Source organism: Stenotrophomonas sp. 2YAF22 (assembly GCF_052114665.1).
Lineage (GTDB): Bacteria > Pseudomonadota > Gammaproteobacteria > Xanthomonadales > Xanthomonadaceae > Stenotrophomonas > Stenotrophomonas indicatrix.
The window spans coordinates 1-13,084 of record NZ_JBFRFE010000040.1 but is presented as its reverse complement, the minus strand read 5'-3'; the positions used below and the strand labels follow the sequence as shown (position 1 = coordinate 13,084).

General features: G+C 65.9%; 8 protein-coding genes. 4 read left to right on the top strand and 4 right to left on the bottom strand.

Features of this window, described 5'->3' with window-relative positions; translation table 11 throughout:
* Window positions 1-175: 175 nt before the first annotated feature.
* A complete protein-coding gene (locus AB4Y84_RS03200; RefSeq protein WP_442249761.1) occupies window positions 176-2,056 on the top strand; it encodes an ATP-binding cassette domain-containing protein in 1,881 nt (626 codons plus the stop codon).
* A gap of 300 nt (window positions 2,057-2,356) precedes the next feature.
* Here the strand turns inward: AB4Y84_RS03200 and AB4Y84_RS03195 are convergent, their stop codons facing one another.
* Together AB4Y84_RS03195 and AB4Y84_RS03190 are read right to left on the bottom strand one after the other, a co-directional pair.
* Window positions 2,357-2,818 (bottom strand): c-type cytochrome, encoded by a 462-nt coding sequence (locus AB4Y84_RS03195; RefSeq protein ID WP_099821251.1) that lies wholly within the window; start codon window positions 2,816-2,818, stop codon window positions 2,357-2,359.
* A 9-nt stretch (window positions 2,819-2,827) separates the two neighbouring features.
* On the bottom strand, window positions 2,828-3,223 hold the full coding sequence (locus AB4Y84_RS03190) for a c-type cytochrome (protein WP_312108249.1): 396 nt from the start codon (window positions 3,221-3,223) through the stop codon (window positions 2,828-2,830).
* Window positions 3,224-3,428: 205 nt separating this feature from the next.
* On the opposite strand from AB4Y84_RS03190, the gene AB4Y84_RS03185 reads away from it, so the two are divergent.
* From AB4Y84_RS03185 to AB4Y84_RS03175, 3 genes are read left to right on the top strand one after another with little or no spacing between them, the layout of a single operon-like run.
* Window positions 3,429-4,580, top strand: coding sequence for an efflux RND transporter periplasmic adaptor subunit (locus tag AB4Y84_RS03185; protein ID WP_025875055.1), 1,152 nt, complete (start codon window positions 3,429-3,431; stop codon window positions 4,578-4,580).
* Complete coding sequence (locus AB4Y84_RS03180; protein ID WP_442249760.1) at window positions 4,577-8,098, top strand: efflux RND transporter permease subunit; 3,522 nt, start codon at window positions 4,577-4,579, stop codon at window positions 8,096-8,098. The genes AB4Y84_RS03185 and AB4Y84_RS03180 overlap by 4 nt, the downstream gene beginning before the upstream one ends.
* Complete coding sequence (locus AB4Y84_RS03175) at window positions 8,095-11,175, top strand: efflux RND transporter permease subunit (protein ID WP_442244933.1); 3,081 nt, start codon at window positions 8,095-8,097, stop codon at window positions 11,173-11,175. Before AB4Y84_RS03180 ends, AB4Y84_RS03175 begins: the two co-directional genes overlap by 4 nt.
* A gap of 190 nt (window positions 11,176-11,365) precedes the next feature.
* On the opposite strand, the gene AB4Y84_RS03170 is transcribed toward AB4Y84_RS03175, so the two are convergent.
* Window positions 11,366-12,586 carry a TraB/GumN family protein gene (locus AB4Y84_RS03170; RefSeq protein ID WP_442244934.1) on the bottom strand — a complete coding sequence of 407 codons (1,221 nt, stop codon included), beginning with the start codon at window positions 12,584-12,586 and terminating at the stop codon, window positions 11,366-11,368.
* A gap of 4 nt (window positions 12,587-12,590) precedes the next feature.
* Window positions 12,591-13,076, bottom strand: coding sequence for a GNAT family N-acetyltransferase (locus AB4Y84_RS03165; RefSeq protein WP_442249762.1), 486 nt, complete (start codon window positions 13,074-13,076; stop codon window positions 12,591-12,593).
* Window positions 13,077-13,084 lie beyond the last annotated feature (8 nt).

The window sequence follows — 13,084 nt, the reverse complement described above, 5'->3', positions numbered from 1 at the left end:
CGGCATGGATGCCGCGGCCAAGCCCCCAAGGACGGGTTTACGGCGTCCCCCGCAACCGGACCCACCCTGCCATCCCACAGGAAGCCAGCTTTTGACGTTGCTTTGGCTGCGGCCGTTGCCTCTGCGGGTGCCGGGCGCCGCCCGGCCAGGCCCCGCAAACCGCTACAATGGCCGGATGCCTCTGATTACTCTGCAAAACGTCGACTTCAGCGTCGGCGGCCCGCTGTTGCTGGAAAAAGCCGAACTGTCGATCGAGCCGGGCGAGCGTATCGCCCTGATCGGCCGCAACGGCGCCGGCAAATCGACCCTGCTCAAGCTGCTGTCCGGCGACCACAAGCCCGATGATGGTGAAGTGCGCGTGYAGCAGGGCGTGCGCGTGACTCGCCTGGAGCAGGAGGTGCCGCATGGCGCCGCTGGCAGCGTGTTCGACGTCGTCGCCGATGGCCTGGGCGAACTGGGCCAATGGCTCGCCGAATTCCATCACCTCAGCCACGCCGACGTGTTCGATGGCGAAGCGCTGGGCAACGTCCAGGCCAAGATCGATGCCGCCAACGGCTGGGGCTTGGACCAGCGCGTCAGCGAGACCCTGACCAAGCTCGACCTCGATGGCGACGCGGAGTTCGCGCGCCTGTYCGGCGGCATGAAGCGCCGCGTGCTGCTCGGCCGCGCGCTGGTCTCCAGCCCCGACCTGCTGCTGCTGGACGAACCGACCAACCACCTCGACATCGAAGCCATCGACTGGCTCGAAATGTTCCTCAAGAACTGGAACGGCAGCGTGGTGTTCGTCACTCATGACCGCCGCTTCCTGCGAGCACTGGCCACCCGCATCGTCGAGATCGATCGCGGCCAGGTCACCAGCTGGCCGGGCGACTGGGCCAACTACGAGCGCCGTCGCGAAGAACGCCTCAACGCGCAGGCCCAGGAAAACGCACGGTTCGACAAGCTGCTGGCGCAGGAAGAAGTGTGGATCCGCCAGGGCATCAAGGCACGCCGCACCCGCGACGAAGGCCGCGTACGACGCTTGAAGGCGATGCGCAACGAGCGTTCCGCCCGCCGCGACCTCAGCGGCAACGTCAAGATGGAAGCAGCCCAGGGCGTGAGCTCGGGCAAGAAGGTCATCGACATCAAGGACATTTCGTTCGCCTTCGGCGATCGCACGATGGTCCGCGATTTCTCCACCACCATCCTGCGTGGCGACCGCATCGGCCTGATCGGCCCCAACGGCAGTGGCAAGACCACGCTGTTGAAGCTGCTGCTGGGCGAACTGCAGCCGCAGAAGGGTGAGGTCAACGCCGGCACCAACCTGCAGGTTGCGTACTTCGACCAGTACCGTGCAGTGCTGCGCGAAGACTGGAGCGCGATCGAGAACGTGGCCGAAGGCCGCGATTTCCTCGAGTTCAACGGCAAGCGCAAGCACGTGCACGCCTACCTGCAGGACTTCATGTTCACCCCCGAGCGCGCGCGCGCGCCGATCACCCGCCTGTCCGGTGGCGAGCGCAACCGCCTGCTGCTGGCCAAGCTGTTCGCGCAGCCGTCCAACCTGCTGGTGATGGACGAACCGACCAACGATCTGGACGTGGAAACCCTGGAGCTGCTGGAAGAGCTGCTGGGCGAATACAACGGCACGTTGCTGCTGGTCAGCCATGATCGTGACTTCATCGACAACGTGGTGACCTCCACGCTGGTGATGGAAGGCGATGGCGTGATCGGTGAGTACGTGGGTGGCTACAGTGACTGGCAGCGTTACGCGGCCAGCGTCGCTGCTGCGCCTGCGGTGGTTGCCGCGGCCAAGCCCGCTGCCGCTGCGCCGGCGGCGGCTGCGGAGCCGGCAGCGCCCAAGCGCAAGCTTCCCTACAAGGAGGCACGCGAGCTGGAGCAGTTGCCGAAGACAATTGAAAAGCTCGAAGGCGATGTCGAAGGCCTGACCGCAGCGATGAACGATCCGTCGTTCTACACGCGCAGCAGTGCCGAAGTGACCGCGCACACCCAGCAGCTGGCCAAGGTGCAGGCCGAACTGGACGCCGCGTACGCGCGCTGGGAAGAACTGGAAGGCTGATCGGCCACCACGGCCACCACGGCCGTCTCGCCTTGGCGGGCGGCTGTGGCTTCTGATCTGATTCCGCCTTGTAGCGAGCCGAGCACCGCAGGTCCGGCGAGGGCGGAGAGGTGCGGGTGTCTGAGCGCAGCGAGTTCCCGCGCCGTCCCTCGGCGGACCGAGGAGCGCAGGGTACCGGTGCGTAGCACCGGCTCGCGGATGGCGGAGCGTTTCTTTTGGTTACTTTTCTTTGCGCGCAAAGAAAAGTAACGCCCATGAACGCATCAGATTGCAGCAGCAGTCGCGATCCGCCCAGCGCGATCACTTGACCCCGTGCAGATCCCGCAGCTGGCTCGTGCGGCTGCCGAAGTACGCCGCCAGATCGGCGATGTCCTGATCGCTCAGGTCCTTCGCCTGCGGTGTCATCAGCGCATGCTGGCGATCACCGGCACGGTAGGCCTGCAGCGCATGCGCGAGGTAATCGCCATATTGCCCACCCAGCTTCGGATAGGTCGGATCGATCGGCGCATTGCCGTCGGCACCGTGGCAATCGATGCAGCTCTGGCTGGTCGCCTTGCTCTTGACCTTGGCGCGGGCCTCGCCGGCGGCTTCACGCCCGGCAGGCAGGCCCGCGGAGGAGGACGATCCGTGCTCGCCGCTGGCGTGGCCGGGATCGCCGGCGGATTTCTCGCTGTTCTCCACCTGTGACTGCGAGCAGGCCGCCAGCAGCAGGGCGACGGACAGGGCGATGGCGTGACGCAGTGGATGCGCGGCTTTCGACATGGGCGGGCCTTACTTGACGGTGGACAGGTAAACAGCGAGATCGGCGATCTCCTGTTCGCTGAAACTCATCGACTGCGCCTGCATCGTCGGATGCCGGCGCTTGCCCTGGCGGTACTCGGTCAGGGCCTGGGTCAGGTACTGCTGGGTCTGGCCACCGATCTTCGGTACCCGGTAACTGGGGTAGGCGTTCTTGTAACCGGTGATGCCGTGGCAACCCTGGCAGGTGTAGGCCAGCACACGGCCATTGTCGAAACTGCCGGTGGGCGTGGCAGCCGTCGGCACAGGGGCCGGAGCCGGTGCCGGGGCGGGTGCTGCAGGAGCAGAAGCAGGTGCGGGCTGTGCGGCGGCCCCGAGGGGCAGGAGGACGGCCAGAGCGAGACAAGCGGCGAGCGGCTGCGGGCGCATGGTGTCTTTTCCGGGGATTCGGGTCTGGTCGTTCCGGCGTGGGGTACGGAACGACCCGAGTATAGCCTCAGGTTTCATCTAGCTGAAATGGGGTCGGCCCGACCGGCGGCGTGAAGACACCATGACCTTTGGGATATGGTGTTGCCGTGAAGTGGTGCATTACTTTGCTACCACACCTGCCCACGCATCCTCCAGGGATCTGACGATGTCGCACCAAACCTTCCTGCCCGGCCCCCGCAGCGGACTCTGCGCTGCCGCGCTGCTGCTCTCCACCTCCCTGCTGCTGAGCGGTTGCGCCGCTGGGCCCAACAACGAGGCCAAGGCGGCCGAGACCAAGGACGAGAAGAAGGTCGACGCGGTGCCGGTGGAAGTGGCCGTGGCCAGCCATCGTGCGGTGGCCGCCAGCTACACCGGAACCGCAGCACTGGAGCCGCGCGCCGAATCGCAGGTGGTCGCCAAGACGTCGGGCGTTGCCTTGGCGGTACTGGTCGAGGAAGGGCAGCGGGTCAGCGCCGGGCAGCCTCTGGTGCGGCTGGATCCGGACCGCGCACGCCTGGCCGTTGCCCAGAGCGAGGCGCAGATGCGCAAGCTGGAAAACAACTACCAGCGCGCACAGAAGCTGGTCGGCCAGCAGATGGTCAGTGCTGCCGATGTCGACCAGCTGCGCTACGACCTGGAAAACGTGCGCGCGCAGTACCGCCTGGCCACGCTGGAACTGTCCTACACCACCGTGGTCGCACCGATTTCCGGCGTGATCGCCTCGCGATCGATCAAGACCGGCAACTTCGTGCAGATCAACACGCCGATCTTCCGCATCGTCGACAACTCGCGGCTGGAAGCCACCCTCAACGTGCCCGAGCGCGAGCTGGCGACCTTGCGTGCAGGCCAGCCGGTCACGCTGTCGGCCGATGCGCTGCCGGGCCAGACCTTCACTGGTGTGGTGGACCGTATCGCGCCGGTGGTGGATTCGGGCAGCGGTACGTTCCGTGTGGTCAGTGCTTTCGATGGCGCCGCGCAGTCGCTGCAGCCGGGCATGTTCGGCCGTATCCGCATCGACTACGACCAGCGTGCCGATGCACTGGTGGTACCGCGCCTGGCGCTGCTGGACGATGGTGAGCCGGCAGTGTTCCGCGTGCGCGAGGGCAAGGTCGCGCGGGTGCCGGTCAAGCTTGGCTACGCCGAAGGGCCGTGGGTGGAAATCCGTGAGGGACTGGCGGCGGGTGACCAGATCGTCACCGCCGGCAAGGTCGCCCTGCGCGACGGCACGGCGGTGCAGGTGATCGCCGATCCGAAGGCCAAGGCGAAGACCGTAACCGCCTCGGCCAAGCCGGCAGAGAAGGCCGGGAGCACGCAATGACCGCGCCCGGCCACGACCACGGTGCCTCGCCAGGGAGCGACGGCGCCGCCGCAGGCATGCGTGGCGGCCTGGTGGAGTTCGCCACTCGCCGCCGCGTCACCATCGCCATGTGCACGGTCACCCTGCTGCTGTTCGGCCTGATCGCACTGGGCAACCTCAAGGTCAACCTGCTGCCCGACCTGAGCTATCCGACGCTGACCGTGCGCACCGAGTACACCGGTGCGGCGCCGACGGAAATGGAAACCCTGATCACCCAGCCGGTCGAAGAAGCCGTGGGCGTGGTCAAGAACCTGCGCAAGCTGAAGTCGGTCTCGCGCACCGGCCAGAGTGATGTGGTGCTCGAGTTCGCCTGGGGCACCAACATGGACCAGGCCAGCCTGGAAGTGCGCGACAAGATGGAAGCGCTGAACCTGCCCCTGGAAGCCAAGGCGCCGGTGCTGCTGCGTTTCAATCCCTCCACCGAGCCGATCATGCGCCTGGTGCTGTCGACCAAGGCCGCGCCTGCGACCGACGAAGAAGCGATCCGTGAATTGACCGGCCTGCGTCGCTATGCCGACGAAGACCTGAAGAAGAAGCTGGAGCCGGTTACCGGCGTGGCGGCGGTGAAGGTTGGCGGTGGCCTGGAAGACGAGATCCAGGTCGACATCGACCAGCAGAAACTGGCCCAGCTCAACCTGCCGATCGACACCGTCATCAAGCGGTTGAAGGAAGAGAACATCAACATTTCCGGCGGCCGCCTGGAGGAGGGCTCGCAGCGCTTCCTGGTGCGTACCGTCAACCAGTTCGCCGACCTGGAAGAAATCCGCAACCTGCTGGTCACCACCCAGTCCGCCAACGGCAGCGCGGCCGACTCGGCGCTGCAGCAGATGTTCAACATCGCCGCCTCTACGGGCTCGGCTGCAGCCGTCGCCGCCGCCTCCGCTGCACAGAGCGCTTCCTCTGGCGGCGCCTCCAGCGTGGTCGCCAACGGCGTGCCGGTGCGCCTGAAGGACGTGGCCACCGTGCGCCAGGGCTACAAGGAGCGCGAAGCGGTCATCCGCCTGGGCGGCAAGGAATCGGTCGAACTGGCGATCTACAAGGAAGGCGACGCCAATACCGTGGCCACCGCCGAAGCGCTGCGCAAGCGTCTGGAACAGATCAAGGCAACGTTCCCGGCCGATGCCGAACTGACCACGATCGAAGACCAGTCGCGCTTCATCGAGCACGYCATCGCCGACGTCAAGAAGGACGCAGTGATCGGTGGCCTGCTGGCGATCCTGATCATCTTCCTGTTCCTGCGCGACGGCTGGAGCACGTTCGTGATCAGCCTGTCGTTGCCGGTCTCGATCATCGCCACGTTCTTCTTCATGGGCCAGCTTGGCCTGAGCTTGAACGTGATGTCGCTGGGCGGCCTGGCACTGGCCACCGGCCTAGTGGTGGATGACTCCATCGTGGTGCTGGAGAGCATCGCCAAGGCGCGCGAACGCGGCCTGGGCATCCTGCAGGCGGCGATCGCCGGTACCCGTGAAGTGAGCATGGCCGTGGTCGCCTCGACCCTGACCACCATCGCGGTGTTCCTGCCGCTGGTGTTCGTCGACGGCATCGCCGGCCAGCTGTTCCGCGACCAAGCGTTGACCGTGGCCATCGCCATCGCGATTTCGCTGCTGGTGTCGATGACCCTGATTCCGATGCTGAGCTCGCTGAAGGGCCGGCCGCCGCTGGCCTTCCCGGAAGAAGCTGCAGCCGAGCCGTGGCAACCGCAGAGCCGCTGGCAGAAGCCGGTCGCACTCGGCCGTCGTGGTGTGGTGGCGACGATGCGCTGGAGTTTCTACGCGCTGGCATGGCTGGTGGTGCGCCTCTGCCGTGGCGTGGCTGCAGTGGTCGGCCCGGTGATGCGCAAGGCCAGCGACATCGCCATGAAGCCGTACGCCGGTGCCGAACGTGGCTACCTGCGGCTGCTGCCGGGTGCGTTGGCCCACCCTGGCAAGGTGCTGGGCCTGGCTGCGCTAGCGTTTGTCGGCACGATGGCGCTGGTGCCGATGCTCGGCGCCGACCTGATCCCGCAGCTGGCGCAGGACCGTTTCGAAATGACGGTCAAGCTGCCGGCCGGCACGCCGCTGAAGCAGACCGATGCGCTGGTGCGTGAGCTGCAGTTGGCGCATGGCAAGGGCGAAGGCGTGGCATCGCTGTACGGTGTCAGCGGCAGCGGTACCCGCCTGGATGCCAGCCCGACCGAGAGTGGCGAGAACATCGGCAAGCTGACCATCGTGATGGAAGGCGGCGGCAACCCGCAGACCGAAGCGGAGATCACCGAGCGCCTGCGCGACACCATGGGCCAGCATCCGGGTGCGCAGGTCGACTTCGCGCGGCCGGCATTGTTCAGCTTCTCCACGCCGCTGGAAATCGAACTGCGCGGGCAGGACATGGCGACCCTGGAAGTGGCAGGCCAGCGCCTGGCGGCGCTGCTGCGCGGCAATGCGCACTACGCCGACGTCAAATCCACCGTGGAAGAGGGCTTCCCGGAAATCCAGATCCGCTTCGACCAGGAGCGAGCCGGTGCACTGGGCCTGACCACGCGGCAGATCGCCGATGTGGTGGTGAAGAAGGTGCGCGGCGATGTCGCCACCCGCTACAGCTTCCGCGACCGCAAGATCGACGTGCTGGTGCGCGCGCAGGAAACCGATCGTGCCAGCGTGGAGAGCATCCGCCGCTTGATCGTCAATCCGGGCAGCACCCGTCCGGTCACCCTGGATGCGGTGGCCGACGTGGTGGCCACCACTGGCCCCAGCGAAATCCATCGTGCCGACCAGACCCGGGTGGCCGTGGTCTCGGCCAACCTGCGCGACATCGACCTGGGCGCGGCCATGCGCGAAGTACAGCAGATGGTGTCCGAACAGCCGCTGGGCGCTGGCGTGGGCCTGCACATCGGCGGCCAGGGCGAGGAACTGGCACAGGCGGCGAAGTCGCTGATCTTCGCCTTCGGCCTGGCGATCTTCCTGGTCTACCTGGTGATGGCGTCGCAGTTCGAATCGCTGCTGCATCCGTTCGTGATCCTGTTCACCATCCCGCTGGCGCTGGTCGGCGCGATCCTGGCGCTGATGCTGACCGGCAAGCCGATCTCGGTGGTGGTGTTCATCGGCCTGATCCTGCTGGTCGGCCTGGTCACCAAGAACGCGATCATCCTGATCGACAAGGTCAACCAGCTGCGCGAGGCCGGCGTGGCCAAGCACGAGGCACTGGTGGAAGGTGCGCGTTCGCGCCTGCGGCCGATCATCATGACCACCCTGTGCACGCTGTTCGGCTTCCTGCCGCTGGCGGTGGCGATGGGCGAGGGCGCCGAAGTGCGCGCACCGATGGCGATCACCGTGATCGGTGGCCTGCTGATGTCGACCCTGCTGACCCTGCTGGTGATCCCGGTGGTGTACGACCTGATGGACCGCCGCGGCGATGCCTACTATCGCGAACGTGGCCGCAAGCATGCCGGCGAAGGTCTGCATGCCGCGCAGGGCAGCAGCGCGGGCGGGGAGGAGCCGGCATGAGTATTGCCGAGTTCTCCATCCGTCGGCCGGTCACCACCATCATGTGTTTCGTGTCGCTGGTGGTGGTCGGCCTGATCGCCTCGTTCCGGCTGCCACTGGAAGCGCTGCCGGACATCTCCGCACCGTTCCTGTTCGTGCAGATTCCCTACACCGGCTCCACCCCGGAAGAAGTCGAGCGGACCATCATCCGGCCGGTGGAGGAGTCGCTGGCGACGATGACCGGCATCAAGCGCATGCGGTCGTCGGCGACCTCCGAAGCTGCGTCGATCTTCATCGAGTTCAGTGACTGGGATCGTGATATCGCCATCGCCGCTTCAGATGCGCGCGAGCGCATCGACGCGATCCGCAGCGACCTGCCTGACGATGTGCAGCGCTACAACGTGTTCAAGTGGTCCAGCAGCGACCAGCCGGTGCTGAAAGTGCGTCTGGCCAGTACCACCGACCTGACCACTGCCTATGACATGCTCGACCGCGAATTCAAGCGGCGTATCGAGCGGATTCCGGGCGTGGCCCGGGTCGAGATCACCGGCGCGCCGCCGAACGAGGTGGAGATCGCGATCGATCCGAACCGCCTGAACGCCCACGGCCTGAGCATCAATGAGCTGAGCGATCGCCTGCGGACGCTGAATTTCTCGATCTCGGCCGGGCAGATCGATGACAACGGCCAGCGGGTGCGCGTGCAGCCGGTGGGCGAGATCACCGACCTGCAGGAAATGCGTGACCTGGTCATCAATGCCAAGGGGCTGCGCCTGGGTGACATTGCCGATGTGCGGCTGAAGCCGGCGCGGATGAGCTACGGCCGGCGCCTCGATGGCAATCCTGCCGTCGGCCTGGACATCTACAAGGAGCGCAGCGCCAACCTGGTGGACGTCTCGCGCGGCGCGCTTGCCGAGGTTGAAGCAATCCGCGCGCAGGACTCGATGCGCGACGTGCAGATCAAGGTGATCGACAACCAGGGCAAGGCAGTGACCTCGTCCCTGCTGGAGCTGGCCGAGGCCGGCGGCGTCGGCCTGATCCTGTCGGTGACGGTGCTGTTCTTCTTCCTGCGCCACTGGCCGTCCACGCTGATGGTGACCTTGGCCATTCCGATCTGTTTCACCATCACCCTCGGCTTCATGTACTTCGCCGGCGTCACGCTCAACATCCTGACCATGATGGGCCTGCTGCTGGCCGTGGGCATGCTGGTCGACAACGCCGTGGTGGTGGTCGAGAGCATCTACCAGGAACGCGAGCGACTGCCGGACCAGCCACGCCTGGCCTCGATCATCGGCACCCGCAACGTTGCCATCGCGCTCAGCGCCGGCACCTTGTGCCACTGCATCGTGTTCGTGCCCAACCTGTTCGGCGAAACCAACAACATCAGCATCTTCATGGCGCAGATCGCGATCACCATCTCGGTCTCGCTGCTGGCCTCGTGGCTGGTGGCGGTCAGCCTGATCCCGATGCTGTCCGCACGCATGGCCACACCGAAGCTGGTGCACTCGCAGACCGGCGTGATCGCGCGCCTGCAGCGTCGATACGCGCAGCTGTTGGACTGGTCACTGCGCCATCGTGGCTGGAGCCTGCTGGGCATCCTGCTGGTGGTGCTGGTCAGCCTGGTACCGATGAAGCTGACCAAGATCGACATGTTCGGTGGTGATGGTGGCAAGGACATCTTCATCGGCTACATGTGGAAGGGCGCCTACACCTACCGGCAGATGTCCGAGGAAGTGGCCCGCGTCGAAGCCTGGGTCGAGGAGAACCGCGAGCGTCTGCACGTGCAGCAGGTCTACTCCTGGTACAGCGAGCAGGAAGGCAGTTCGACCGTGGTCACCCTGGACGAGAAGTACGCCAAGGACATCAAGGCGCTGCAGGAGGAGCTGCGCAAGGGCCTGCCGAAGTCCGCGCGCACCGACTACTTCGTCGGCAACCAGGGCGGTGATGGTGGTGGTGGCGGCAACCAGGGCGTGCAGGTGCAGCTGGTCGGCGACTCCAGCGCGATGCTGCAGGAGATCGGCCAGGAAGTCCTGCCGCTGCTGGCCCAACGCACTGAGCTGCGCGATGTGCGCATCGACAATGGCGAGAAGGGTGGCGAGCTGAAAGTGCACGTCGACCGCGAGCGTGCAGCGGCGTTCGGATTCAATGCCGAGCAGGTGGCCAGCTTCGTCGGCCTGGCGCTGCGTGGCGCGCCGATGCGCGAGTTCCGTCGTGGTGACAACGAAGTGCCGGTGTGGGTGCGCTTTGCCGGTGCCGAACAGAGCAGCCCCGAAGACCTGGCGGGTTTCAGCGTACGCACCGGCGATGGCCGCAGCGTGCCGCTGCTGAGCCTGGTCAGTGTCGACGTTGGTTCATCGGCGACCCAGATCGGCCGCACCAACCGCCAGACCACGTTGACCATCAAGGCCAACCTGGCCGAGAAGATCACCGCGCCGGACGGCCGCAAGGCCATGGAAGCAGTGCTCAAGCCGATGAACTTCCCGGCCGGCTACGGCTTCACCTTCGACGGTGGTGACTACGGCGATGACAACGAGGCGATGCAGCAGATGGTGTTCAACCTGCTGATCGCGCTGGTGATGATCTACGTGGTGATGGCCGCGGTGTTCGAATCGCTGCTGTTCCCGGCGGCGATCATGAGCGGCGTGCTGTTCTCGATCTTCGGCGTGTTCTGGCTGTTCTGGATCACCGGCACCTCGTTCGGGATCATGTCCTTCATCGGCATCCTGGTGCTGATGGGCGTGGTGGTGAACAACGGCATCGTGATGATCGAGCACATCAACAATCTGCGTCGGGGCGGGATGGGGCGTACCCAGGCGCTGGTGGAGGGCTCACGCGAGCGTCTGCGCCCGATCATGATGACCATGGGCACGGCGATCCTGGCGATGGTGCCGATCTCGCTGACCGATACGCAGATGTTCGGCAACGGGCCGGAGTACTCGCCGATGGCGCGTGCGATTGCCGGTGGCCTGGCGTTCTCTACCGTGGTCAGCCTGCTGTTCCTGCCGACGATCTACGCGGTGCTTGATGACCTACGCAATGCGGTGGTGCGGCTGATCCAGCGCGCTCGCGGCCGCGAGGTCGTGGCGGGAACCCCGGTGTAGTGGTCGAGCTTGCTCGACCGTAGGGGCGGAAACGTGTTGTGGTGGGGGGAGACCGGTCGTAGTGGGGCGGTCTCCCCTTTTTTTTTCGCCGGGCATGGCCCGGCCTACCAATGCCGTGGGTGTAAATGACGTGCCAACCAAGGTTGGCACCTACCGGTAGCGCCGGGCCATGCCCGGCGGGGCAGCCCGATCAGCTCGCCACCTTGCTCCACACCTTGCCTGCAGTCAGCCACAGGCCCAGCATGCTGCCCAGGTTGGTCAGCATGAAGGTCAGCACCACGCGGGTCACGCGATTGCGGTACCAACCCTTCAACGACTGTGCATCGTCACGCAGCTTGAGGAAATCCTCGTAGGTCGGCTTGCGCAGGCGCGCTTCCACCAATGCCGCGAATGCGCCGGTGGGGATGCTCAGGCGGAACGGCTTGAACGGCGCCACCACAATCGCGGTGAGGATGCTCAGCGGGTGGCTGCCGGCCACCAGGCAGCCCAGGCCAGCCAGGCCGCCGGTATACATCGCCCAGGTCGCCAGCAGCTCGGTGCCCACGCCCAGTCCACCACGATAGAAGCCAACACCGATGCCGGTGGCCACGATGGCGAGGATCGCCAGGGTGAACCACGGGATGTTGCGCTTCTTCGGCACCACTTCCAGTTGCTCGCGCAACGGCGCAGGCGCCTCGGTATCGGTTTCCAGGTAACGCGCCAGGCCGGCCAGATGGCCGGCGCCGACCACCGCCAGCACTTCGCGCTGCTGCGGATCATGCGCTTCACGCAGGCGCGTGGCCATGTAGCGGTCGCGCTCGCCGATGATCGTTTCGTACAACGCCGGGTTCTCGCTGGCGAACTCGCCGAAGCTCGATTCCAGCATGTCGCCCTGCTTCAGCTTCTCGATCTCGTCTTCGCCGACATCCTCGGACGAGAACAGGCCGGCGCCAAGCCCGGCGACCAGCTTCAGCTTGCCGAAGAAGCCCAGTCGCTGCGAAGCACGGCGGAATGTCAGGCCGACTTCGCGGTCGATCAGGTGCACCGGCAGGTTGCGCTCGCGCGCCAGGTCCACCGCACGCTTCAGTTCCGCGCCTGGCTCGATGCCGAGCTGTTCGGCCAGTCGGCGCTGGTAGGCCGACAACGCGAGGTTGGCCGCGAACAACGCGACGCGGCCCTTGCGGATCACTTCCACCAGGTCCAGTTTGGCCAGCGTGTCCGGGTCGCTCAGCGCCTGCAAGCGCTGCGGGTCCAGCTCGACGGCCACCGCATCGAATCGTCCGCTATCGATGGCTTTCTCCACCGCCTCGACGCTGGCATGGGAGACGTGGGCAGTGCCCAGCAGGGTGTAGCGCACGCCATCGCGCTCGACGACGCGCACGGGCTGGCCGGCGAACAGATCGTCGCCGGTTTCGGGAAGGGTTTCGGTCATGGAATCATTCATTGGAAGGAGCGGAATCGGCGCCATCGCCGAGCGCGCGCTGCATCTGTACGGTGTCCAGCCAGCGGCCGTGCTTGCGGCCGAGGCCACGGAACACGCCCACCAGCTGGAAACCGAAGCGTTCGTGCAGCTTGATGGAGGCCGTGTTGGTCGGCTCGCCGATCACCGCCACCATCTGTCGATGGCCGCGCGCGGTGCAGGCATCGATCAGTGCCTGCAGCAGGCTGGTGCCGACGCCACGGCCCTGGAAACGGGCATCGACGTAGACCGAGTTCTCAACGGTCCACTGGTAGGCGATGCGCGTGCGGTAGGTGTTGGCATACGCATAGCCGGCAACCTGGCCGTCGACCTCGGCCACCAGGTAGGGGAAGCCGCGGTCGATGATGTCGCGCATGCGGCGCAGCATCTCGGCCTGGTCGGGGATCTCGTACTCGTAGGTATTGACGAAGTCGGTCACTTCCACCGCGTAGATCGCGGTGATCGCAGCGA

Excerpts from the sequence above, each read along its gene's own strand:
- AB4Y84_RS03195 (WP_099821251.1), bottom strand. The coding sequence starts at position 2,818 with ATGTCGAAAGCCGCGCATCCACTGCGTCACGCCATCGCCCTGTCCGTC.
- AB4Y84_RS03190 (WP_312108249.1), bottom strand. The coding sequence starts at position 3,223 with ATGCGCCCGCAGCCGCTCGCCGCTTGTCTCGCTCTGGCCGTCCTCCTG.
- AB4Y84_RS03185 (WP_025875055.1), top strand. The coding sequence starts at position 3,429 with ATGTCGCACCAAACCTTCCTGCCCGGCCCCCGCAGCGGACTCTGCGCT.
- AB4Y84_RS03175 (WP_442244933.1), top strand. The coding sequence starts at position 8,095 with ATGAGTATTGCCGAGTTCTCCATCCGTCGGCCGGTCACCACCATCATG.
- AB4Y84_RS03170 (WP_442244934.1), bottom strand. The coding sequence starts at position 12,586 with ATGACCGAAACCCTTCCCGAAACCGGCGACGATCTGTTCGCCGGCCAG.